22 protein-coding genes are annotated in these 22,638 nt (G+C 44.0%); 12 read left to right on the top strand and 10 right to left on the bottom strand.

Going from position 1 to position 22,638, the window contains the following annotated elements:
* The first annotated feature begins 138 nt into the window (after positions 1–138).
* The 9 genes from CH367_RS11495 to CH367_RS11455 all read left to right on the top strand — a co-directional run bounded on the left by CH367_RS11495 (position 139) and on the right by CH367_RS11455 (position 10,191).
* Positions 139–1,509: a glycosyltransferase family 87 protein gene (locus CH367_RS11495; protein ID WP_100762713.1), complete on the top strand. Its 1,371-nt coding sequence runs from the start codon at positions 139–141 to the stop codon at positions 1,507–1,509.
* Between the two features lie 31 nt (positions 1,510–1,540).
* Positions 1,541–2,683: a glycosyltransferase family 4 protein gene (locus CH367_RS11490; RefSeq protein ID WP_100762636.1), complete on the top strand. Its 1,143-nt coding sequence runs from the start codon at positions 1,541–1,543 to the stop codon at positions 2,681–2,683.
* 4 nt (positions 2,684–2,687) lie between these two features.
* A complete protein-coding gene (locus tag CH367_RS11485) occupies positions 2,688–3,290 on the top strand; it encodes an LIC20162 family protein (RefSeq protein ID WP_100762635.1) in 603 nt (200 codons plus the stop codon).
* Positions 3,291–3,308: 18 nt separating this feature from the next.
* Entirely contained in the window at positions 3,309–4,715 is a 1,407-nt protein-coding gene (locus CH367_RS11480) for a hypothetical protein (protein WP_100762712.1), read from the top strand.
* 73 nt (positions 4,716–4,788) lie between these two features.
* Positions 4,789–6,204 carry an MBOAT family O-acyltransferase gene (locus CH367_RS11475; protein WP_100762634.1) on the top strand — a complete coding sequence of 472 codons (1,416 nt, stop codon included), beginning with the start codon at positions 4,789–4,791 and terminating at the stop codon, positions 6,202–6,204.
* A 14-nt stretch (positions 6,205–6,218) separates the two neighbouring features.
* Positions 6,219–7,379, top strand: coding sequence for an SGNH/GDSL hydrolase family protein (locus tag CH367_RS11470; protein ID WP_100762633.1), 1,161 nt, complete (start codon positions 6,219–6,221; stop codon positions 7,377–7,379).
* Entirely contained in the window at positions 7,376–8,773 is a 1,398-nt protein-coding gene (locus tag CH367_RS11465) for an MBOAT family O-acyltransferase (protein ID WP_100762632.1), read from the top strand. The genes CH367_RS11470 and CH367_RS11465 overlap by 4 nt, the downstream gene beginning before the upstream one ends.
* A gap of 9 nt (positions 8,774–8,782) precedes the next feature.
* Complete coding sequence (locus CH367_RS11460; protein ID WP_100762631.1) at positions 8,783–9,850, top strand: DUF1574 domain-containing protein; 1,068 nt, start codon at positions 8,783–8,785, stop codon at positions 9,848–9,850.
* Positions 9,847–10,191, top strand: coding sequence for a nucleotide pyrophosphohydrolase (locus CH367_RS11455; RefSeq protein WP_100762630.1), 345 nt, complete (start codon positions 9,847–9,849; stop codon positions 10,189–10,191). The genes CH367_RS11460 and CH367_RS11455 overlap by 4 nt, the downstream gene beginning before the upstream one ends.
* On the opposite strand, the gene CH367_RS11450 is transcribed toward CH367_RS11455, so the two are convergent.
* The gene (locus tag CH367_RS11450) at positions 10,192–10,605 is read right to left on the bottom strand and encodes an ExbD/TolR family protein (RefSeq protein WP_100762629.1); all 414 of its coding nucleotides are present in this window, start codon (positions 10,603–10,605) and stop codon (positions 10,192–10,194) included. It lies immediately after the preceding gene.
* A complete protein-coding gene (locus CH367_RS11445; protein ID WP_100762628.1) occupies positions 10,602–11,135 on the bottom strand; it encodes a MotA/TolQ/ExbB proton channel family protein in 534 nt (177 codons plus the stop codon). Before CH367_RS11445 ends, CH367_RS11450 begins: the two co-directional genes overlap by 4 nt.
* Before the next feature lie 119 nt (positions 11,136–11,254).
* Here CH367_RS11445 and ubiE point away from each other — a divergent pair, with 119 nt between their 5' ends.
* The 3 genes from ubiE (at position 11,255) to CH367_RS11430 (ending at position 15,613) form a co-directional block, all read left to right on the top strand.
* Entirely contained in the window at positions 11,255–11,995 is a 741-nt protein-coding gene (ubiE, locus tag CH367_RS11440; RefSeq protein ID WP_100762627.1) for a bifunctional demethylmenaquinone methyltransferase/2-methoxy-6-polyprenyl-1,4-benzoquinol methylase UbiE, read from the top strand.
* 149 nt (positions 11,996–12,144) lie between these two features.
* Positions 12,145–14,178: an LruC domain-containing protein gene (locus CH367_RS11435; RefSeq protein ID WP_100762626.1), complete on the top strand. Its 2,034-nt coding sequence runs from the start codon at positions 12,145–12,147 to the stop codon at positions 14,176–14,178.
* A gap of 43 nt (positions 14,179–14,221) precedes the next feature.
* Positions 14,222–15,613: a PrsW family glutamic-type intramembrane protease gene (locus CH367_RS11430; protein WP_100762625.1), complete on the top strand. Its 1,392-nt coding sequence runs from the start codon at positions 14,222–14,224 to the stop codon at positions 15,611–15,613.
* On the opposite strand, the gene CH367_RS11425 is transcribed toward CH367_RS11430, so the two are convergent.
* The 8 genes from CH367_RS11425 to CH367_RS11390 form a co-directional block, all read right to left on the bottom strand.
* A complete protein-coding gene (locus tag CH367_RS11425) occupies positions 15,596–17,659 on the bottom strand; it encodes a hypothetical protein (RefSeq protein WP_100762624.1) in 2,064 nt (687 codons plus the stop codon). The genes CH367_RS11430 and CH367_RS11425 overlap by 18 nt on opposite strands.
* Before the next feature lie 166 nt (positions 17,660–17,825).
* Positions 17,826–18,281 (bottom strand): TraR/DksA family transcriptional regulator, encoded by a 456-nt coding sequence (locus tag CH367_RS11420; RefSeq protein ID WP_100762623.1) that lies wholly within the window; start codon positions 18,279–18,281, stop codon positions 17,826–17,828.
* A 17-nt stretch (positions 18,282–18,298) separates the two neighbouring features.
* A complete protein-coding gene (gene rpmG / locus CH367_RS11415; RefSeq protein WP_002998847.1) occupies positions 18,299–18,463 on the bottom strand; it encodes a 50S ribosomal protein L33 in 165 nt (54 codons plus the stop codon).
* A gap of 210 nt (positions 18,464–18,673) precedes the next feature.
* Positions 18,674–19,312, bottom strand: coding sequence for a hypothetical protein (locus CH367_RS11410; RefSeq protein ID WP_100762622.1), 639 nt, complete (start codon positions 19,310–19,312; stop codon positions 18,674–18,676).
* Positions 19,313–19,314: 2 nt separating this feature from the next.
* Positions 19,315–20,037, bottom strand: coding sequence for an LA_1694 family PerA/PerB upregulated protein (locus CH367_RS11405; RefSeq protein WP_100762621.1), 723 nt, complete (start codon positions 20,035–20,037; stop codon positions 19,315–19,317).
* Positions 20,028–21,434 (bottom strand): LIC10707 family hydrolase, encoded by a 1,407-nt coding sequence (locus CH367_RS11400; protein ID WP_100762620.1) that lies wholly within the window; start codon positions 21,432–21,434, stop codon positions 20,028–20,030. The genes CH367_RS11405 and CH367_RS11400 overlap by 10 nt, the downstream gene beginning before the upstream one ends.
* A 20-nt stretch (positions 21,435–21,454) precedes the next feature.
* Positions 21,455–22,006: an LIC_10705 family lipoprotein gene (locus CH367_RS11395; protein WP_100762711.1), complete on the bottom strand. Its 552-nt coding sequence runs from the start codon at positions 22,004–22,006 to the stop codon at positions 21,455–21,457.
* Between the two features lie 81 nt (positions 22,007–22,087).
* Positions 22,088–22,630 (bottom strand): LIC_10705 family lipoprotein, encoded by a 543-nt coding sequence (locus tag CH367_RS11390; RefSeq protein WP_100762710.1) that lies wholly within the window; start codon positions 22,628–22,630, stop codon positions 22,088–22,090.
* Positions 22,631–22,638 lie beyond the last annotated feature (8 nt).

The following is a 22,638-nucleotide window of genomic DNA, read 5'->3' as shown; positions in this document are numbered from 1 at the left end:
TGGATTTGCGATCTCTTTGCAGGAGAATCTTTTTTCTTTCATCGAAGCGCTTCGATTTCGATATCGCCGAAAGGAAAGCGTTCCTTGTGGAGAATTTTATTGGTTGGCTTTTCGAGTGCCGTTGAAAAGTCTTTCAGAATGCAATTGAGAGATCGAAAAACCTGGATTCTAATCGGAACCGTTTTGTTTTTCACGCTCCTCTTTATCAACGGAATCTCCAAATCCGGAAACCGTTCCGACTTCCGGGACTATTATAACGCATCCGTTCGTTTTACCCAAGGAAACAATTTATACAATCTGGAACAGATCGACGAGATTCTCGCGAAACTTCAATCGGGCGAAATCAAAATCGAAGAGGCGTTTACTCCGAAGGTTTTTATGCAACTCAAGGATATGATGGAAGGACTCGGTTCTTATATCTACCCGCCTACGTTCGCTTTTTTGTTGATTCCGATTTCGTTTTTTCCGTATGAGATCGCTTCCGGAATTTTTCTGACCTTAAACTTTGTGGCCTTACTCGGAACCTTATACATTCTTTCGATTCGATTGAATCGAAAATGGAATCTCGTTTTTTTCGTCGTTCTTTGTCTGCTCAATCTTCGTTTTTTGGAGAATCATCAGAACAACAACCAAGTCGGTTTTCTTCTGATCTTTTTGATTCTCGCGTCCATTCATACGAGTAAGGATTGGTTGTCCGGTTTGCTTCTCGGTCTTGCGATCGTGATCAAACTCACTCCGGGTGCGTTTGTTCTTTTCTTTCTGATGCAAAAACGGTATTGGGCGATCTTTTATACGTTTGTTTTCAGTCTTTTCTGGATCTTTCTTCCGTGTTTATACGCGCCCCAGTTTACGATCGAGATGACTCTTACTTGGAAACAATTGATCTTGGATAATTATCTCAAGTCTCCTTTGTTCCGCGCTTGGAAGAACAACCAAAGTTTGAACGCGACTCTCGCAAAATATTTTTTGAATTACGCGGACGTTCTCAATCAATCCCAACACGGTTATCCGATTCGGGAGCTGACAGAACCCGTCGTAAAAGGAATTTATTATATTCTTTCCTTGGTTCTTGTGTTCCCGTTTTTTAAGATCGTGTTCGCAAAACGAAACGCCGAGTTTGCACTCGGTTGTCTTTTCGTTTTTTCGGTGATCTTCAGCGGAATTTCCTGGGTGCACGCATTCGTGTTTCTTTTGTATCCTTCCGCGATTCTTTTGGATCGAGCCTGGGCATTTACGGAGAATTCGATTCTTCCGTTTTGGAAAAAGAATTCGGATTCCGCGTTGAAAAAAATCGGAAATTCCGTAAATCTAATATTCAGAAACGATAAAGTTGCATTCTTTTTTATCGCGGGTTCGGTTTTGATTCTTCTCTGCAACCGTTCCGTGATCGGCGGAGGAACCGAAGAGAAGCTGATGATGGCTTCGTATCTTTTATACTTCGCGGTCTTTCAATACCTTCTGCTTTTATTCGCTCTAAAATACGAACCTTCTTTTTCGAAAGAAAATTAATACGAACTGAGAACAGACCGCCGACTTTATTATGCCGATTCGAACCAACGAACTCAAATACAAACCTAGGGTGGGTGTGGACGTGCGTCCCCTCGCCTACGGAATCACCGGAAACTCAAGATATCTCGCCGAGGTTTTAAGAAGACTGATCACGAGCGAATCCCCGCTTGAATATTATCTTTATTCGAATAAGCCCATTCATACGGTGTTTTACGATATTCTTTCCAACGTAAATTCCCGATTTTTTATGACCGGAAAACTTCCCGGAGTCGCTTGGCTCAACTGGACGATTCCGAAACGAATCAAGAAGGATCGACTCGATCTTTTTTGGGGAACGTTACAACTGCTTCCTCTTTCCTGCGGAAACGCGTTGACCGCGGTCAACTATCACGATCTCAACTTTCGTTCCGCACCGGAGACGATGACGACCGCGAACTATTGGCAACATAAAATTCTTTCACCAAAAACCTTGAATCGAGCGGATCTTGTCTTCTGTCTTTCCGAAAATACGAGACAGGACATTTTGAAATTCAGAAAGGATTTGGATCCTAAGTTAAAAGTTGTTTATCCCGGAGTGGAATCGTTTCCTTCTTTGAGAGAACCTCTTCGAATACTTCCCGAAAATTTTTTATTTACCATCGGAACCCTCGAACCTCGAAAGAATTTGGGGACCTTGATCGACGCGTATCGAAAATTGAAACGGGAGAATTCTTCCTATCCCTTTCCGCTTGTCATCGCGGGTCGTTTGGGTTGGAAGTCCGAAGGTCTTACGCAACTTTTAAAGGAAGGAACTCTCGAGTCGGAAGGAATCTTCTTCGTTGAAAATCCGGCCGACGAGGTTCTCGCTTGGCTCTATCAAAAATGTTCCGCGTTTTTATTTCCGTCGATTCACGAAGGCTTCGGTCTTCCCTTGCTCGAAGCATTGCGAGAAGGAAAAATTTGTGTGGCTTCGGACATTCCGGTCTTTCACGAAATTTTAGAACGTAAAACGGATTTGTTCGCGGAACCGTTGAACGTGGATTCTTGGGTTTCTGCGCTTGCACAACTCGCGCAAAAAAAACTACAAAGAGAACGCGTTTGGGACGCCTCCCAATGGACCTGGGATCAAACCGCAAAAAGAATCGAAGACGGTTTGATCGATCTTTGGAAACACAGAAAGGAACTTCAGCACTGAGAATATGAAACAGAACGAAACCAAAATCTATTCGGGATGGGAATCCTTAAACGCGGACGAAGTTTCCTCGGGAGCGCCGATCCGATTGAGAATCAATCTAATTCCTCCGATTTTTATGACGTTGATCGTCTTTGCGGTGTTATACGGTTGTTTTCTCGGCGGAGAATTGGCCGCGTCGTATCTGCGGAAGTTCGTCGATTTTCTTTTGATTCCGAAAGTGTTGAACCTTCCGATTCTACAGGACCCGAGACTTTATCTTACGATCGGTTATCTTACCTTCGGTTACATCGGATTCGCGTTTCTTTTGGATTGGATTCGATTTATAGGAAGAACCTGTTTTACGTCCGTTTCGCTCAAAGGTGACGTTCTATTTTTGGAAACGAAAGGTCTGTTGGGTAAAAACGTCTTTCAATGGGACCGTAAACAAAGCGGAATTCAGATCGTACACAAAACGGGTTTGTTTCGGAAAATTTTCGGCTTGGAAAGAATTATGGTAATCACTCCCGATCTTAGATCCGAAGGAATTGCTTCGGAATTCGGAATCCATTCTCCGTTTTTCTTCCGTTCTCAAAATCGGAATCTGATCCAGAATCTTTTTAAATATTAGAATATTAGTATGTTCTTAATGGGAAATCGTGGCCCCGGAGAATTGAAACCTTTTTTGCGAAATAGGATCTTCTTCGCGTTTCTGATCCTTTTTATATTCTGTGTTTTTCTTTTCGATCTTCGTTTTCTTTCCAGACACTACGACTGGGATGCGATCGTATACGCGTACAATATCGATTCGGATCTTACCTGGAGAATTTTCTATAACCCTCATCACCTTGGTTTTGAAAGTACGGGTTATCTTTATCTCAAACTTTGGAGAGAATGGTTCGGAAAGGATTCGGTGATGTTCGGTCTTCGTTTGAGAATTCTCGCGTCCGCGCTTTTGTTTCTTTTCTGTTTTATCTGGATTTATAGAAAGATCTATTCGGACACGTTAGGCGCCATCATTCTCGGGCTTGCGATTCATTTTTCGCAAGGGTTCTGGTTTTACGCGCAACACAACGATACCCCGTTGATCCATTCCTGTTTGACCGCGCTTTTATATCTCCTCTGCGTTTATTTTGCTAAGAAGGGACATTCTCCCGTTTCGGTTTCTATTCTTTTTTGCATTCAACTTTTCGGAGTTTACTTTCATCAATCGGATATTTTGTTTTTGCCCTTGGTTCCGATTTCGATTTTGTTTTCGCAGACCTGGAAAGGAAAAGAATTTCTTCTTTCGACCAAACTCAGATATCTTTTCGTTTATTGTTTTCTTTTGGTGGGAATTCTTACCCTATCCTATCTCTACGTGGGTTTTATTTTATTAAACCGAAATCTTTCCGCTCCTCTCGACAGTGAAAGAAATTTCGCGAACTGGCTTTTTTTATACGCGACCAAGGATAAGTGGGGCAATTCTCCCGAAGCGAAAAGTTATGTGATGAATTTTTATCGCGGAATCGGGGATGCGTTTTTGAACTTCGAAGGTGTGAAGAACGGTTTGAGAGTTCGTTTGCACGATTGGCAACAACGAGAATCTCTTCCTTACAATCTCAATCTTGCGTTTTGGATTTCCGTTCTTGTTCTTTTTCTTTCGAACATCCGAAACGTCTGGAGACGTTTTCGAATCGAAGTCGTTTTAATTTCTTTTTGGCTCGTTCCGTCGATCGTATTCTACACTTGGTGGGAAGGTTACTTCTTTGAGTTCTGGGTGGGCGCCTCGATCGGTATGATTTTGTTCGCGGGATTAACCTTCAAGTCTTTGGAGTTTGGTACGTTCGCTTTCGGAAGTCGGGCCTTGTTTCATTCCTTGATTTTTTCTTGGTGTCTTCTTTTGTTTTTAGTTAATTTTTCGTTTTCGACATATCCTCGTTCGGTAAAAAAATCCGTTAGTTATATCGAAGGAATCGAGTTTAAGTTGAATGCGATTCTTCCCGAAAAAGTTTATCCTCCCGAGACGGAAAAAACGGGTATTTTTGCGGTGGAATCCAAACCTCCAAGACCTTAAATTGAAGTTGTAAGGAAATTCAATTTTGAAAAACTGCTCTTCAGGTCTTTTAAAATACTGATTTAGACGAAACATGCTCTTTAACTCGCTTCATTTTTTATTCTTTTTCCCCATCGTTCTCATTCTCAATCATTTGCTTAAGGGAAAGATCCAAAGAATTTTTCTCCTCGCCGCAAGTTTTTATTTCTACATGTCTTGGAGAAAAGAATTCATCGTTCTTTTGCTCTATTCGATCGTGATCGATTATTTCGCGTCCTTAAAAATCGAAGCCGCGGCTCCCGGTTCTGGGAAAAGAAAATTCTGGCTTGTGTTGTCCCTCGTCACAAATCTCGGATTGCTCGCCTACTTTAAGTATACGAACTTTCTTCTGGGTGTGGTCAACGATCTGACTCCGGTTGCCGGTTTTAAATTCGCATATTATGATATCATTCTTCCAGTCGGAATTTCGTTTTATACGTTTCAATCGTTGAGTTATACGATCGACGTGTATCGCGGACAAATCGAAGCGAGAAAATCCTTTTTGGATTTCGCCCTTTACGTTTCTTTCTTTCCTCAATTGGTCGCGGGCCCGATCGTTCGCGCTCAGACTTTCTTCCGCGATATGGAAGTTCCTCTTTCGGTTAAGAAGGAAGACATTCAAGTCGCATTCGCTCAGATCTTGATCGGCTTTACTCGTAAGATCGTTTTTGCGGACAACCTCGCCAAAGTAGTCGATTCTACGTTTGCCAATTACGCGACCTTAAACCCGATCGAAATCTGGACCGGAGCGCTTGCGTTCGGTTGGCAGATCTACTTCGACTTCGCGGGTTATACGGACATCGCGATCGGAGTGGCTCGTCTTTTCGGTTATAAGTTCGATCCGAACTTCAACTTTCCGATGGTCGCTCGAAACATCACGGATCATTGGTCCCGTTGGCATATTTCCTTTTCGACTTGGATTCGGGATTACATCTTCATTCCGCTCGGAGGTTCGAGAGGGAACGCGTTTTTAATCTATAGAAACATTTTCATCACTTGGTTTTTCGCGGGCGTTTGGCACGGAGCCGCGTATCATTTTATCGGCTGGGGACTCTGGCAGGGTATTATGATTCTTGTACATAGAGAATATGCAAAAACGAGAATATCCTCTTTCTTGAACGGAAAAGGCGGAATCGTATACGATATCTGCGCGAGAATTTTCACAATGTTTTGCCTAACGTTCGGGTTCATCATGTTCCGCGCGGAAACGATGGAAAAGGCGATTCCGATGATGAAGTCCCTTCTCTTTTTGGGTCCGGACGGTTTTGTCGGAGTCAAAGGATATTCGAATTATATGTACGGGCTTCTTTTGCTCGTTTGTTTTGTGGCTTCTTATCTGTTCGCTAAGAACAACGTCGAAAAGATGGTTCAGAGTCGTTGGAAGTTCATTCTGTTTTTCCTCGCGAACGTCTTTATGCTTTTGATTTTCGGGATCACCGAAAGTCAGAGTTTTCTTTACTTTGCGTTTTAGGACGATCATCCATTATGAAAGAATATCTTGCGTTTATCAAAGATTCGAAATTCTGGATTCCGGTTTTGCTTCTTGTGTTTCTTGAAACGGGAATGCAGTTCGGTTGTTATCGTCCTTTTCTAAAAAAGAATTCGTACGCGGCCAACGTTTCCAGAATTACGAACCACGTAATCGAAAAACAAAACGAATTCGATCCGGACGTTTTGATCGTTGGAACATCGGTCGCGTATCAGGGATTGTCCGTTCCTCTTTTGAACCAAGAGCTTGCGCCTTTGGGGAAAAAAATCCAATCGATCGCGATTCCGGGAACCGAGCTGATCGTTCAGGATCTCGCCGTCTTAAAAACTCTTCCTCACTTCAAAAAAGTGAAAACAGTGGTTCATGTTTTCGAGATCACAACCCCTTGGGTTGGTCAAAAAATTCTTAACTTACATACTCTTGCGATGATCTCCGAGTTCGATCGTTTTGAAGTGTATCCGAGAGTCTATGATTTCGGTTACGACGTAAATGCGGACGATCTTGCATACATTACTTTGAAGTCGATCGCGTATCGAAGGGACATTCAGGATTTTATCCTAAGTCCTTCGAAAAGAATCAAGGACATAGGCAAACGTTTTAAAAAGGAAAACTCGGATCCTTGGGATTACGAGAATTCTTACAAAGAAAAAATCAGCATGTATCCGATTCAAAACGTTCCGGATTGTGTCGCAAAGACCGATCCCGCAAATGGACAACCGATTCCGGAAGGTTCCGATCGTTTTCATAAAAAAGCGATCTACGATACTTGTATCATCTCGAGCAATCCTTTGACCAACGCGAACGAAGACGCGGTGACGAAACAATACTTCGATCGATTGAAAATTCTTCACGACGAGATCCGAAGAATCGGAAAAGAAAACGGTCATGAAATCAAAATCGTCGGAGTGGTCGCTCCATACAGTCAGTTGATTCAAGAGTGGAGATTGCCCGAACGCAACGCGGTTTGGAAACGGGAATTGGAAAGGATCAATCCTGCCGATCCGGTTTCTTTGTTGGATTACCAGGATCTTTTGGACGGAGCGGATAACGGGGATTATTACTACGATCTGATCCATCTCAATTCGATCGGAATGATGAAGCTGACCTCCGCGTTCGCAAAAGATTTGAAATCGATTCTGAGTAAGGAAAACAAATGATCTTTACTTCCACCCTCTTCCTCCTTTTTTTTGTTTGCGTTTACGTTTTTTACTGGGCTTACGACGGAAGAAAATACAGGGAATGGGTGATCGTAATCGCGTCCCTGATCTTTTACGCGACCTGGAGTATTCCGTTTCTATTTCATCTATTAGCGATTCTTTATATCAACTATCTTGCAATTCGAAGTCTGTTTAAAAAGAAAAACCTCGGAGTTCTGAGAGCGGTCATCATTCTGGATCTGATCAATCTGGGTGTTTTTAAATACTTTTATTTTTTTACGGATAACTTCTACGCTTGGACCGGCTGGGGATTTTTAGATCAGAAAACTTTCGGTTTTCACATCATTCTTCCTTTGGCGATCAGCTTCTATACGTTTCAGATCATCGCGTTCGTAGTGGACGTCTATCGCGGAAAGATCACCGAAGACTGCGGTTTTTTCAGGTTCGTGTTGTTTATTCTATTCTTTCCTCAGTTGGTCGCGGGACCGATCATGAGACATCAGGATTTTTTTCCGATCCTCGATAAGGTAAGAATCAAACCCTCCTATGTTTATGCGGGACTTTATCTTTTGGGACTTGGTGTCGCAAAAAAGATTCTGATCGCCGATAACATTTCTTCTTTGGTCGATCCGGTTTTTAGAAATCCTTCCGAGTACGACGGTTATTCTCTTTTTCTCGCGGTTCAAGGTTTCACTTGGCAGGTGTACTGCGACTTCAGCGGTTATACGGACATCGCGCGCGGGTGTGCGTTTTTGATGGGCTTCAATATTCCCGTGAACTTTCGCGCTCCATTCTTCAGTCAGAGCATTCAGGATCTCTGGAGAAGATGGCATATCACACTCGCAACATGGCTTCGGGATTATATTTACATTCCTCTCGGCGGTTCCAGAACTTCCGAGCCGAAGGTTTACTTAAACCTGATCGTCACGTTTACGTTAGGCGGCTTTTGGCACGGAGCGAGTTGGACGTATGTGATCTGGGGTTTTTGGCACGGTCTGTGTCTTACGATCGATCGTTTGATGGATCGATTCGGAATTCCTAAGTTGCCCGAAAAAGGAATTTTTTGGTTCGTGATCCGAGCCTCCTTCGTATACGGAATTTTCGTGATCGGAGCGGTGTTTTTCCGCTCCCAGTCGTTGGGCGACGCGTGGCATATCTTTTTCCACGGCGTTCAATGGGTCTCGGAACCCGCAAAACACGTTTTGAGAACCGATCTGGTGGCGCCGTTTTTGATCGGAGGATTTTTACTCCATACGCTGGAATATTTCGAAAAGGTTCCCCGTTTTTATTTTAAACATCAGAAAATCGTAATATCCGTTTTTCTAATCCTTTTGGTTCTGCTTCTTTCCAATTACGCGGGTAAGGGTCAGGACTTTATCTATTTTCAGTTTTAAGGAGGAATCATGAGTTCCCAAAAACAAACAACAATGATTCCTTTGTTCCGCAAAAAACTGCTCTGGGTTCCTTTGGCGTTTTTTGTCTTCGCGTTTTCCTTGGATCGGATTTTATCCTCGCAATGGGTCAGACCTTACACCGAGGCGGGCGCGGAATATTACTTTTATGAAATGAAAGACAGGGTTCTCGCGGCTTTGGTTAAGGATAAAGCTTCCGCAAAACCGGAAGACAAAACCCTGATCTTTTTCGGAACCTCTCATATGGGAGAATTTTCCCTCGAGACGATCCGTAAAAAAAGAAAGGATCTCATCGTTTATAACTTCTCCGCGCCTTCGGCTCCTTTTTCGTATCACAACTACAATCTGGAGAAAATTCTCGCTTCGGGGATAAAACCGGACTACGCGATCTTGGAGTTTTATCCGGATTCGATGACCGATTTTTGCAATCGTTATCCCCTTCGTTATTCGTACGACCTTCCGTATTTTCTGCGTTATGCGACCGAGTTTTCCACGAACGACTGGGATACTTTTTTGAGATCCAGGGTTTTTAGGACGACCGTGTTTCCTCCTCGTTTTAAGGAAGCGATGGCGAGAATCAAGGACCCGAGTTCCATGACGATGATGCTCGCGATTCGGGATCTTTTGATGAACGAATCGGATAAGTTCAACGGAGGAATCCCGAACGTTCTTCTTACGAACACGCCTCCCGAACGACTGGAGGAAGAATCAGCGAAATACTACAACGACGTCTATCGTTACGTTCAGATTTCTTCCGTACAAAAAAGATTTATGTTTCAGTTTTTGGAAACCGCGGAAAAGAACGGAATCAAAGTAATTCTTTGGTCCCCTCTTCTTTTTGAAGGTTTGGAAAAACGGGTGAAGTCCGCCGAATTCTATCCCAAATGGGAGAATATCCGCAAAGACGCATTAGAATTTAAGAATGTATATCCGCTCGATATGAACGATTTTCGCGCACAAGTGCGATGTCAAAAATACATCGATCCGCATCATTTGAGCGGAGGATGTTATCCCGAACCGACTGAAATTCTCGTGGATCGTTTGGACGCGCAGAGATGAGCGAAAGCGAACTTTCTCTCAAAGAGGCGCAAGCGAAGGTAGACGAATGGATCTCCAACTTCGGAGTTCGTTATTTTTCAGAGCTTACCAATCTTGCGATCCTAATGGAGGAAGTGGGAGAATTCTCCAGATTGATGGCCAGAAAATACGGGGATCAATCCTTTAAAAAGGGAGAGGATCCGGAAGGAATTCCCAAAGAGATGGGAGATATTCTTTTTGTGTTGATCTGTTTGGCCAATCAGATGGGAATTTCTCTCGAAGACGCGTTACGCGCCACTTTAAAAAAGAACACCGAAAGGGACAAGAATCGTCACAAGGAAAATCCTAAGTTGAATTCCTGATCATTCTTTTTTGACCGCTAAATGCAGTTCTTTTAAATTAGAATTTTTGAAACTGTTTAACACGAACACAAACTTTCCGTAACCGACTTCCTCGTCTCCGTAAACCCAGACTACGTTCCGATTGAATTCTCCCTTGGAAACGAGTTGTTTCCAACCGTTTTCGTTGAAGTCCGATCCCGCATAACGCAGATTTCCGTTCTTTAAAAGATACACTTCCTTTTTGGTTCCGGTTCCTCCCGCATCCACGTTCGCTTTCGGAAGCGCGACCGGAAGAGTATGAACCTCCTTTTGAAAACTCATCGCAACCATCGCGAAGATTAAAAGTATGAAGACTACGTCCAACATACTCGTCATGTCTAAGGGAGAATCGTCCCCCTCTAAAAGACTTCTTCGTTTGGAAGGATTCTTTTTCATTCAGAGAGTTTACCGGAAATGGAAGATAGGTCGTCGACGGAGGATTTGAGTTCGATTTCGGTTTTATGAAGAACGGTTTTTAAATATTGAAATCCAAGAACGGACGGGATCGCGACACAAAGACCTTGGATCGTCGTATTGAGCGCGAGTCGGATTCCCTCGGAAAAAATTTCAAGACTTACCGTGCCTGCGTTTTTCATTTCTTCGAACGCAACCGAAATTCCGATCACGGTTCCGAGAAGTCCGAGCATCGTAGCGATTCCCGCGAGATTTCGAATCCAAGAGATCATCGTTTCGGGACCGAAAAATTCCCGCGTAAAAAATTCTTCGGAGTCTTCGAGAAAAAATTTTAAGTCCGGATTTTGTTTGTCCTTGTTTCCGTTTTGATCTCCGCCTTGAAGTCGGAACAGAAGTTTTCTTTTGAGAACGGGAAGGAATGTGAGAACTCTGATAAAAAGTCCGAGATTGATGAAACTTACGATCAAGATGAGAATTGAAACCCATCCCCCTTTTGCAAACAAGGCTTCCACGTTTAAACCCCCGAGGTTAGGAGCAGATTGTCATTTCCTTTCCGTTTGTCATTCTAAAGTTGCGCCGTATAAAACTCTTCTTGCCAACCCGCAACATTCTAAAATCATTTCACTCACGTATGTCCGAATTTCAAATGCCTCAAGTCGATCGCAAAGCCGGTTTTGTTCGGGAGAACTTCAACAAGATCGCCGAAAAATACGATCGATTCAACGACTGGAACAGTTTTCTTCTACACCGTGTTTGGAAGAATCGTTTGGTTTCAGAGGTCGAAAAGAATCTACCGAATCATCTTCAAGTTATGGATCTTTGTTGTGGAACCGGGGATATTTCTCTGCGTTTGGAAAATTCTCCCTCGGTGGATCACGTTACCTGCGTGGACTTTTCCGAAAATATGCTCGAGATCGCAAAGACCCGTCTTGAAAAACAAGCGGCTCAGGGTCGGGTCCGTTTCGAGGTTGGAGACGCGACCGCGCTGAAGAATTTTAAGGATTCTCAATTTGATGCGGTTTCGATCGGCTTCGGTCTGAGAAACGTAGACGATCTTCCTAAGGCGCTTCGTGAAATTCACCGAGTATTGAAACCCGGCGGTTTGTTTTTGAATCTGGACGTGGGCAAGGTGAAAAATCCTCTGATCCGCGCCTTTGCGGACTTTTACTTTTTTAAGATTGTTCCGATTCTCGGTTACATTCTTTGGGGTGGTAAGAATGAAATGTTCGATTACCTTCCCGTTTCCTCCCTTTCTTATCCCGATCAGGAAACTCTAAAGTCGATTTTGGAAACGCAAGGGTTTACTCCGGTCCGTTTTCGGAACTTTGTTTTCGGAAACGCGGTTCTTCATATCGCTAGAAAACCTCTCTAAAAGACATAAGAAATGTCTAAAATGGCATCCGAAGTACAAAAAAGGCTTTGGTGAATCCTAAAAATACCCTATAATTCCAACTCCGAATAGTATTTAATACGTAGTACACTTCGTCTTTTATTCTAACTAAAAAAAGGGATATAGGGATCATGAAGAAGATTCTATTATTACTGCTTGTCGTGAGCATTGCAGTCGGTTGTAATCATAAGAAGAAAGGAGCCTTGTGGCCTCTTCTTGCCTTACTCAATCAGGACACAAGTTCCTCGAATTCAAACGGCCAATCCGGTGTCGCCACGGAATCCGCTTCCTCTTCAAACGGAGGGGGAATCGTTCTCGTGGACAATACGGGAAGCAACGGAAGTGTAACGTACTATCCGTCGGCAAGTGGAGCGAGTCCTTCGTCCAGTTCCTCTTCGAGTTCCTCAAACTCAAGCGGTTCGAATTCGAGTTCTTCTTCCGGAGATTCCAACAACTCCGGTTCTTCTACGGGGAGTTCGTCTTCATCCAACTCTTCTTCATCTTCCGATACTTCGAATTCTTCGACTCCGGGTACAAACCCGAATAGCGGAAGTTCCAATTCTTCAGGTTCCGGTTCTTCCAGCGCTTCCAATGACGGATCTTCCTCTTCCGGAAGTAATACCTCTTCCGGTTCATCCGACAATTCCGGTTCGGGTTCCAGCGGAAGTTCTTCCTCCGGCTCCGGCGATAACGTAGCTTCCGGTGGATCTTCATCCGGTTCCACAGGATCCGGATCGACAGGAACCGATACAGGTTCAAACAGCGGTGGTTCTTCCAACAATTCGAATGGCGGAAGCAATTCCGGATCTTCCAATTCCGGTTCGGGATCGTCCGGTGACTCCGGAAGTTCCGCATCCGGCAACACACAAGCTCCTCCGGTTACGGGCGTAATCACAGTGAACGATCAAGTGGGAAGTACCCCTTTTACCTACAACACGGTTCAAACGATTCCGTTGAACTTAGTCGTAACGGATAAACAATCCAAACCTGTGAGCGGTGCGACCGTAATCGTTTCCGACAACCAAGGAAACATTCTCTTCCAAGGAATTTCCGATAACACCGGAAAGGTGAGCGGAACCATCACCGTGGAAACGGCGGTCGGCCAAATCACTTTGGAGATCACCGCAAACGGAGAATCGATCACCAACGTAATCAATCTGATCAACGTGATCGGAATCAATCGTGAAATCAAATACGAGATTCTTCTTCCGGTCGTAGCGGCTCCTACCGATACGGACAAGGACGGAGTTCCGGATACTTTGGATACTTATCCTCAAGACCCGACTCGTTCTTCTTTGATCCGTATTCCTGCGGAAGGTGTGAGCACGGTCGCATACGAAGATTTGTATCCGAGTGCGGGTGACGCGGACTTGAACGATTACGTTCTTCATATTCACAACGAAGAGGACTTAAACGCCGCTGGTGACGTGATTCGTCTGAGAGGAACTTACCAGCACGTCGCAAGAGGGGCCGGTTACAAACATACGTTCTTCTTAAAACTTCCGGTTTCGGTCGGAGCTAAGTATAGCAGAAAAGTCGTAAGAGAGGACGGGAAAGAAATCACCGCACTCAATACGATCAACGTTTCTGCCGCCGACTTAACCGCCGGGGTTCAGATTCACGAAGAATCGAACAAGACTACTTCGAATCCGAACGTAAATCCGGGCGGGGTTTATAAGCCGGGATATATCGCGACGATCGAGATCGTGTTCAATTCTCCGGTTAAAAAATCGGTCATTGGAAATTATCCGTACGATATTTTTATCAAGGTGATCAACACCGGAAAAGAAATCCACTTCCCCGGACTTTATAAGAATGCGAACGGAACGGATAAGTATCTCGATTCCAATCAGTTCCCATGGGCGATTTTGGTTCCGGGAGCTTGGAAATATCCGTATGAAGGTTTCGATATCCGCAAGGACACTCAGACCGGTTATAAGGAATTCAACCTCTGGGTGGCTTCTAAGGGAACTTCTTACAAGGATTGGTATAAACACATCACCAACGAAGCGAAGGTATTCCCTGTTCCGGATGTGGAATCCGAACTGATGGGATTTTTGCTCAACTCCGTGAAGAAGAACGCGATTCTTGTCGCGATCTTACTGATGGCCGCCGGGGCGACGGCCGCGTATCTTTTGAAAAGAAGGATGCTTTCCCAAGCCTAAGGGTTCAAAAGCGAGGGGGCATATTCCGATACTTATAGGGAATATGTTCCTTTTTTTAGGATCCGAAGAATTCTTTATAACCCTTTTGAAATTCTGCACGGCGGTTTCCGCCGCCGGATTTTATTGGTTTTTCTACCGCAACACCTACTATCATCCCAATCGAAAGAGTTTCGATCTTTCCGCGATCTTCTCGGGAGTTTTCACGGTGGGGCTTTCCATCTTCCCCGAACTTTTCATTCAACAGTATCTGGATGAGAATTCTCATTTCGATCGTGCCTTTCAAGGAAGTTCCCTTTTGGAGGAAGTTCCAAAGTTGATCGTGATTCTCTGGTATTTTAAGGGATTAAAATCCGTTTACAACACCTCGGACGGAATCTACTTCGGACTTACGTTAGGCGCTTCTTTCGGACTTGTGGAGAATCTTCTCTATTCCCCCCTTCTCGATTTTTGGCCTCTGTTTCTCAGAGCCGTGACCTCTCTTCCGATCCATACCTTTACCGGTGGAATCTACGGTTTTGCGGTGATGCGGTATTACCATTCGAGGCCGTCCTCGTTCAACTTCTTGAGCGTTTTTTACAGCCTGTTCGGATGTTTTATCCTGCACGGGACCTTCAATTACATTTTGCTCATAGACGGAGATTCGGTGGTTCTGCTTCCGTTGATCTTAGCGACCGGGTTCTTCATTTTGGAATATCTGCTCACGATTTCACAGAACATTCTTCCCATAGAAGTGCTTCAGTCGATCGGTTTGTATCGGGACGATTACAAGGTGGTTTCCAAGTTCACTCGGTACGATTCTTGGATGCGTTCGAGTCAGAACCAGATTCAGAAAGTCGGTCCGATTCCTTTGTTCAGACACTTGACGAGGATGAAGATCGCCGTTTCGGTTTTTCTTTTTTTGATTCCGACTTTATTATATTCCATTTATTTAAAGTTTCCGGAAATAATTCCGGTTTTGCTCGGAGGAATCAGAACCTCGGAGTTCATCGGACTTTTTTTGGTGTATCCGATCTGGCTTTGTATTTTGATTCTTTTTAGAGGGATTCTCAATCCCAAATTCTTTCGGGAAAGAATTCTCAAAATCCCTCTTTTTATCGCGGTTTCCATCGTGCAGGAGGAACGAGAATATCATTCACTCGCGTATTCTCTTTCGGGTAAGGGATTTTATTCACCGATCGAGAAGACTCTGGTCATAGGAGATCGAGTTCACGTAACCTTTTACGTCGCTGGAAAAGAATTTCAAAACATTCTCGCGATCCCGGTTTGGTTGAACGTAAGAGAGGACGATCCCGAGTTCGAACCCGGGGCCGTTTTTATTTTCGTAAGTCCGCCTTGGAAACTTCTTTTCTGGAGATTATTCGTGCGAGCCAAACAACAGTTTCAAAATCTTTTGAATCAGATCGCGCATCCCGGCGGATCATCGCACTCGATTTAAACCGTCGAAATCTTCCGCAAAAATTCCGAAGTCTTCGATCCGGCTTTCGAAAAAGGAACCGGATAGAATTTCCGCGCGCAGATACTTCGCACGATCCGGAACCGCAAGACCGACCGCGCTCGCGTTCGAATACAACGGAAGTGTTTTGGATTGAATTTCGATCCAATCCGGTCCGAGAAAGGACCACCGAACGTAAACCTTTTCGTCCTTGGAAAGTTTTTTATCCGCGGGAATAAAGGCTCTCAGATTGATCGGAGCTCGGCTCGCCAAAACCCAGGTGGCGCCCGATGAGAATTCATGAAAACGTAAACCGTTTTGGATCAACCCTTGTCGTTTCGCCATCAACTGATACGACTTCAATTCCGCATAACGGAACTCGGGACCTCTTAAGTTCGGGGCGATCGCAACCAAAGAATAAAAAAGAATAAACGTTCCGAGAAGCAACGCGAAAAGGTTGAACCCTCCTCCGATTGCTTTGTGAAGTTGTCTCACGGGCGCCGTGGAAGACGCGATCAGCCAAAGACAAAAAAATGCGGCGCCTCCGCTACTTCCGGTCCAAGGCATAAAAAACAAGACGATCGGTAAAAGAAGGATCAAAACCTTCCAATGATCGCGTAACGCGATTTCCAAACCGACCCAGGTTAAGAATAAGATCGTAAACAAAACTCCGCCGTCGTGTAAAAGAAACACGAAGGAAGTAAGACCGAGTTCTCGGATTCCACCCGGAGGAGCCGGGTTTGTGGACCTGGAATCGATCCAGTTTAAAACGAATGTTCCCGGACCGTTGCCCAGCCAGACGGCTTGTTTGGCCCAGTTCCAAGCGGACCTTGTCTGAATCCAACCTTCTCCCCAATACAAATCCAAAAATCGTAAGAAGGTTCCACCCGGTCCGCGATATCCTTTCGTCCATGCCTGATGAAGTTCCTGCCAAGGTTCGTAAGACCACGGAAACGATCCGATCCAAACGATCAAAACCAGAAAACCTATCCAGAGGAGTACGGCGACGGGGATATAACCCCATTTGATCCAACGGTTTCTGATTTTGGGAAACGCGCTGATCGAATACGAATATATTAGAAGAACTGAAAGTAAAATCCAAGAGCCCGCGCTGAAATGTTTACCCAAAACGATAAAGGGAAGAATCAACCCCGCACTCAAAACGATTTTGGTCGGAGTTCTCCAGCTTCTAGCATGAAGATAATGAAAAAAATACGCGATCAACAAAGGAAAAAACCAATTCAAAGAACCGGTATCCGCCAAAAAACCGGAAACGGAATACGAGCCGCCCACGATCGGAGTAAACGGAATCACCGAATAACGGGTCAATCCCTGGATTAAGAATAGTATAATATTCAAAAATACTCCCGCGAAAAGCCCCTGTCTCCAATACTTAACCGGAGAATCGCTTTCGTGAGAGGACGCTTCTTCCGCTAAGAAGTAAAGGATCGCGAGCATCCAAGAACCGATAAAATCCAAACTGAGCCCGAATGCGTATCTTGAACTGATGCCCGGTAAATATACGGTGTCTAAAATTCCGAAACCCTTAAACGGAGGCGCGTTGAAATACACAAAGAAGCGTTCCAGAAGAAACAAACCGAGAAAGATCAGAATCCCCGTTTTCGGGTTTTGATAGAACGGAAGCGCGGATTTATAAGGGCGATTGATGTAAAAAAAGCGGAAGATCGGATCCTCTTCGTTTACCGTTTGAGAATGAAACGTGGAGATATACTGTCTTAGAAAAATTCCGAAGATCGCTCCGGCGAAAAGACCGCTCAAAGAACCGAATATTACAGTTTTATCATAAAGAAGCCCCGGTAAGACGAGGGCGCCCGCCATCGTGAACATTCTTCCCGGTTTACGGTGATAGAGATTGGGAACGAATCCGAAAAGAAACTGAATCATTCCGATCGCTACAACCCCGGCTCCTTCGGTGTCTCTTACGAAAAGAAAACTTCGGAACAAAAGATAGGATGCGATGGAACAGAGTATAAGTCCGAAAAACGTAGGGGTTCGAAGGGGTCTTAATTTATTGAATAATCCGGGCACGAATAAAGAGGATTTTGTAAAAAGACCCAGATTTCAATCGAAAAACGTGTTCAAACGAAGCTACTGAAAAATCGAAAATTCCCGCCTTTCTATAAAAAGGTCGAATCGTTTCCCGAATTTACGGATGAGTTGGATGAATTTAGAATGAGGAGAATCGGGAACGAACTCAGTCGTCCATCGAATCCATATCGGATGGAATCTTATACGCGCCGGTAAGACTTCCCGCATTGCTCTTACGAGAGAAACCTTTCCCTTTGGAAAGAGTTTCCGCAAATTCTACGGTATAACGCGTCCAAGGGATCGCTTTGAGACGAGCGATCGGGATCTTTTTCCCGGTTCCTTCGCAGATCCCGTACGTGCCGTCTTCGATTTTTTCTAAAGCGACATCGATTTCGCGGATGGTTTCGATCTCCGCTTCGGAAAGAACGGAACTCAAGGTCTCTTCGTTGATTTCAGAAGCGATATCGGCGATATCGCCCATTTCTTTCAGGCCGGACGGTCTGCTGTTGTCTTCCCAGTGGGCATACTTTTCCAAGAGAACGTTTTTTTTCTCTAGGAGGAGCTCTGAAATTTCTTGAAGAGCTTTTTTATCGTATGCCGGTGCCGGTTTTTTTGCAGTCATCCTGTTACCTGGAAATCTTAGACCTTGGTTTCCTTGTATTCGGTGTGTTTTCTGCAAAATTTGCAGAATTTTTTAGTAACCAATTTTTCAGTTTTAGCCTTCTTGTTCTTGGTAAGAAGATAAGTACTTCTTCCTTTTGAACAACCTGGTTCCTGACAAACGAGCTTGATAATTTCTCTCATGGCGCTACTGTCTCGATTTGAATAAATTCCTCATAAGTAGACGGGATAACCCGCACTTTCAGTCCAACTTTTCTAAAAATTTGGAAGTAAGCCCCGAAAACGGTCCTACTGGAGGTTGTATTCTGCTAGAAAATGGGAGAGGGCTTAAAAATCAAGGAGGATTAGGAAAAATTCTCGAAAAAGGCGGGGTTTTTAGATTTCGCGGATATTTCAGCGGCAATCCGAGTACCGAACTCCACTGTTTTTAGTCGCGCTTTGAATCGAAACGGTTGTTGCTCGAGAGAGTTCGCTCAATTGGGGAATTGTATTTTTTTCGCAAACCCAACGCGCGGTATTTCCTTGAATACCGAGATTTCCACAACCTCCGATGTAAGACAGATCGCGCCAAACCATCACATCCAAATTCCGAAACTCCATTTTTTGTGCGGTTCCTTGAGAATAATGGACGATTCCGATTTTGTAAGAATTCTCTCCAAAGAAACGATAGGTCCATTCGTACTCCGGATCGAATGAATTCGGAATTAAATTAACCCCGAGAGTTTCCGGTATGGCGGCAAGATTCAAGGAGAATGTAACGTTAGTCGCGTTGTCTTGTATGTTTCCCGAAATCAGATCGAGATGCCCTACTCCAGCCCCGGCAACGTTGAGAAAACCCGCTTTGACATCGTCGCTTTCGTCCGTAAAATTCCAAGAACCCGTCGAATACGGAACGGGGTTGCAAGGGAGATCAATTGTTGTTAAGAATAAAAGTTTCGCATAACTTTCCGTAAGCGGTTGATCCGATTTTCCGGGCGAACATTGGATCAGAATCAACGAGAGGAGAACGGAAGAAAAAATTCTTTTGAACATTTTCATTTCCAAGGGCAAATCGGATATCCGCTTCCGTTTTGATACGCACAGGTGATTCCTCGAACGAGTGATCCGTTTTGTACGTTTTGCGTTAATGCAATCAGGTTCGGATTCAAATTCAGATCGTTCTTACAAGCGGCGCTTGTGGCTGGGATGAGCGCAAGCTCAGCTTCGAGTCCGTCGAGTTGTGATACTTCTTCGGAGTTGAGCAATCGATTGAAACCTCCCCCGATATAGGGAGCGGTTTGTAATCCGAGTTCCTTACAGCTTTTCTGATTGGTGAATTGAAATTGAGATTCCAAATTTGCTCCGTCGAATCCGAACGAATCTTTCCAGAGCATAGACGCGGGTGTTTGCAGATTGGAATATTTGATGAATAAGGGTCCGGTCGCGGCGGCACAGTTGGAAAAGTTGATGCTGATAAAGTTCAAATCGTCCCTTCGATTCTGCAGGATGGTTTGTGTTTTGATGTTGTTGAAGAAATCAAGATTGCATCGTTCCTTTTCCAACTCGTAACAGGTGGTGATTTTGCCGCTCGCAATTTGAGTGCTGACAAGACAGGCTTTGATCGAAGGGACCTCCGGTCTGGGCGTTACGTGCAACTGCCCTTCGATCAGAGCGAGTTGCAAACTCGGATTGGATGCATTTTCCTGAATACAATGAAACTGGAATGCACAAAGCAAAAGCCAGAACGGTAGAATGCGGAACCTGCGGTTTACCAGCATTTTCCCGTGAATAAGCAGATCAAAATGAGAATGTCGATCGGCCATGTCTCCACCTCAACGGGTTGTGGAGCTTGTTCTTCCGGCAAAGGGGTTACGACCGTATCGTCACCTGGGATGGAAACAGCCCCGTTGTAATGAGGGGGGCCATTCTTAAGAGAATTGTGCCAATCGAGCTGAGTGACTTTAGAAGCTAAAGCTCCCGCCCACACCGTATATCCGATATAGTTCAAATGACCGACTTGATCCTGATACAACCAAGGGTTTGCGACCCAGCATTGACCGAATCCTAAACAATCATTTTGACGGATGAATAAATGATACATCGGTAGAAAGTGCACTTTGCCGTATTTTGCATTGACCTCCTCGGCGGTTTGTTCGAGCAACCCTTGCGAAAAGAGCATTCCTAAACTCGTAACCATACTGATATTGTTTTTAATCGTATGGAGCCAGAGCCAATACCATTCGTCTTGTTTGGTGGGAGAAATTCCCGTATTTTTGATTTGTATGTGCAGTATTTCTAATTCTTCAATACCCGTTTGGATTTGAATTGTCGCCAAAGCATTGTTATATGCCTGTTTGATTCCGATGATGGCTTGGACAAGTTCTCCGTGTAGCTCGTTCATGTCGATCGGCATGAATAACAATCCGAGCCACCCGTATGGAAGCAAGGCGACTGCGGCGGCTTCTGTATCCTGCAACATCGCTTTTTGCTGTTCTTCGTGGAGTTTGTCCATGTTGAATGAGAACAAACCGTCCGGATGCGTCGATAGAGGAACGAAATAATTGTTTATGTTTCCGAGGGTGGGACTGTAGGAAAGATTGGGAAAGTTTCCCATGACCAAAACGTTTTTGTCTCTTCTTGGGTTTCTCAATTGATAGAGAATGGACTTCGTATTGAACGCGACTCTTCCGACTACGGAGCTGAATTTCCAGGGCATGAAGGTAAGCATGATGGAGTTATGCCAGAAGTCGTTTCCGCCGATTTCAAAAGCAACATTGGGTGCGGTTTTGAAGTTGAAGCGTTGGGCTGGATCTTTTGCACATGCAGCAATTAATTCATAAACATTTAATGTAGTATATCCGCCAACTGCAAGATTTTGTACATTCCAAGTTACACCGAAGTTCATCAAGGTTAGATACTTGTCCCAACCGAAATAACCATACAGCCCTTCGTTTACAAAATCGCCTAAACTGTCCCCATACATAGTAAGGAAAGTTTTGTCGGGCTCAAAGGATTCAGGATTAGAATTATCAAACTGTGTATTACAGTTTGTCTCAATAAAGTATTTAACTGTATGCTGCTCATCCGGAAATAAAATAGTAAAACTATTCTTATCCGCCAACAATGGCAGGTTTGAGAAGATAATAATCCAAAAAAAACTTAGTTTAAATTTCATTTCTAAATCCTCTTATTTTCCTAATGCGGTGGGTCTTGTGCGTTCGGCGTGGTGAATGTGATAGTTCCTGAACCGGTAATACCTTTAAACTTAGTAAAGAACCTAGAACGATTTGCTTCAAAAGGTGGAGTCTTTAATCCTATATAAACATTTTCTGACTGACCGGAAAGTCCTGTATCTTGTCTTGCTCGGTACTCAAAAGAGCTAAGTCCGCATTCTAAGCTTACGAATTGAATTTCCTGTCCTGCGTTTTCTTGAAATGTAAATGTAAAATATTCAAAAAGACTTCCTGGATTAAATGCATTGAGTCTTGCTCGGTTATCAAAAATGTAAGTATCCCCCGCCTGCATGAACTTTGTATGAATTCCTGGCTCCAAAATCGGAATCTGATCTGTAGGCGGGCAGAATTGATTGAAATCTAAGTTGGGAGCGATAAAGAAAAAACCGTAAGTAAGTAAAAAATTATTATCTAATCCTGCGGTTGTTCCTCGATTCGAATCTTCAGGCTTTAAGTTGTCACACTGCATTGCAAGACAACCTACAATTAGTACGAGTAAAACTTTTTTGAACATGATCACCCTTCTCAATTTGATTGTAATGGTATTTAATAAATTCATAATTCTTTTTTCCTTTAAGATAGATCGTTTTGAAAATTAGTGTGGCGGGTCAGGCGCAGAAGGAGTTGTGAATGTAATTGTTCCTGAACCAGATATATTAATTAGTTTTGTGAAGAAGCCGGTTCTTTTTTGAGGTAGCGGAGGAGTAAGTAAATCTATATAAACAGATTCTAATTGGCCGGCGAGGCCGGAATCATTATGCGCATCATAATCTCGAGGATTGTTTCCACAGGCAGGTGTAGTTAGTTTGATATTTTGTCCTGGATTTTCTTGAATTGTAAATGTGAAGAATCGTCTTTCTCCGGCTGGGGCAGACTGTTGAAACCTCGCTCTATTATCAAAAAGAAAAGTATCACCCGCCTGCATAAATCGCGTATGCGTTCCCGGCTCCAAAATCGGGATTTGATTTGTAGGTGGGCAGAATTGATTGAAGTCTAAATCAGGAACAATAAAGAACAACGAGTAAAAAGCAGTGAATTCTCTGTGATATTGTGCGACGCCATTGCTACCATCATCCATAGGATTACAATTGAGTCCCATCCAGCAAACAATTCCGGCCGAGAACAATTTACGTAACATTCCCGTCT

It is taken from the genome of Leptospira barantonii, from assembly GCF_002811925.1.
GTDB lineage: Bacteria > Spirochaetota > Leptospiria > Leptospirales > Leptospiraceae > Leptospira > Leptospira barantonii.
The sequence above is the reverse complement of the archived record's forward strand: the minus strand, read 5'-3'. Positions and strand labels throughout refer to the sequence as shown.

Excerpts from the sequence above, each read along its gene's own strand:
- CH367_RS11495 (WP_100762713.1), top strand. The coding sequence starts at position 139 with ATGCAATTGAGAGATCGAAAAACCTGGATTCTAATCGGAACCGTTTTG.
- CH367_RS11490 (WP_100762636.1), top strand. The coding sequence starts at position 1,541 with ATGCCGATTCGAACCAACGAACTCAAATACAAACCTAGGGTGGGTGTG.
- CH367_RS11485 (WP_100762635.1), top strand. The coding sequence starts at position 2,688 with ATGAAACAGAACGAAACCAAAATCTATTCGGGATGGGAATCCTTAAAC.
- CH367_RS11480 (WP_100762712.1), top strand. The coding sequence starts at position 3,309 with ATGGGAAATCGTGGCCCCGGAGAATTGAAACCTTTTTTGCGAAATAGG.
- CH367_RS11475 (WP_100762634.1), top strand. The coding sequence starts at position 4,789 with ATGCTCTTTAACTCGCTTCATTTTTTATTCTTTTTCCCCATCGTTCTC.
- CH367_RS11470 (WP_100762633.1), top strand. The coding sequence starts at position 6,219 with ATGAAAGAATATCTTGCGTTTATCAAAGATTCGAAATTCTGGATTCCG.
- CH367_RS11465 (WP_100762632.1), top strand. The coding sequence starts at position 7,376 with ATGATCTTTACTTCCACCCTCTTCCTCCTTTTTTTTGTTTGCGTTTAC.
- CH367_RS11460 (WP_100762631.1), top strand. The coding sequence starts at position 8,783 with ATGAGTTCCCAAAAACAAACAACAATGATTCCTTTGTTCCGCAAAAAA.
- CH367_RS11455 (WP_100762630.1), top strand. The coding sequence starts at position 9,847 with ATGAGCGAAAGCGAACTTTCTCTCAAAGAGGCGCAAGCGAAGGTAGAC.
- CH367_RS11450 (WP_100762629.1), bottom strand. The coding sequence starts at position 10,605 with ATGAAAAAGAATCCTTCCAAACGAAGAAGTCTTTTAGAGGGGGACGAT.
- ubiE (WP_100762627.1), top strand. The coding sequence starts at position 11,255 with ATGTCCGAATTTCAAATGCCTCAAGTCGATCGCAAAGCCGGTTTTGTT.
- CH367_RS11435 (WP_100762626.1), top strand. The coding sequence starts at position 12,145 with ATGAAGAAGATTCTATTATTACTGCTTGTCGTGAGCATTGCAGTCGGT.
- CH367_RS11430 (WP_100762625.1), top strand. The coding sequence starts at position 14,222 with ATGTTCCTTTTTTTAGGATCCGAAGAATTCTTTATAACCCTTTTGAAA.
- CH367_RS11420 (WP_100762623.1), bottom strand. The coding sequence starts at position 18,281 with ATGACTGCAAAAAAACCGGCACCGGCATACGATAAAAAAGCTCTTCAA.
- rpmG (WP_002998847.1), bottom strand. The coding sequence starts at position 18,463 with ATGAGAGAAATTATCAAGCTCGTTTGTCAGGAACCAGGTTGTTCAAAA.
- CH367_RS11410 (WP_100762622.1), bottom strand. The coding sequence starts at position 19,312 with ATGTTCAAAAGAATTTTTTCTTCCGTTCTCCTCTCGTTGATTCTGATC.
- CH367_RS11405 (WP_100762621.1), bottom strand. The coding sequence starts at position 20,037 with ATGCTGGTAAACCGCAGGTTCCGCATTCTACCGTTCTGGCTTTTGCTT.
- CH367_RS11400 (WP_100762620.1), bottom strand. The coding sequence starts at position 21,434 with ATGAAATTTAAACTAAGTTTTTTTTGGATTATTATCTTCTCAAACCTG.
- CH367_RS11395 (WP_100762711.1), bottom strand. The coding sequence starts at position 22,006 with ATGTTCAAAAAAGTTTTACTCGTACTAATTGTAGGTTGTCTTGCAATG.
- CH367_RS11390 (WP_100762710.1), bottom strand. The coding sequence starts at position 22,630 with ATGTTACGTAAATTGTTCTCGGCCGGAATTGTTTGCTGGATGGGACTC.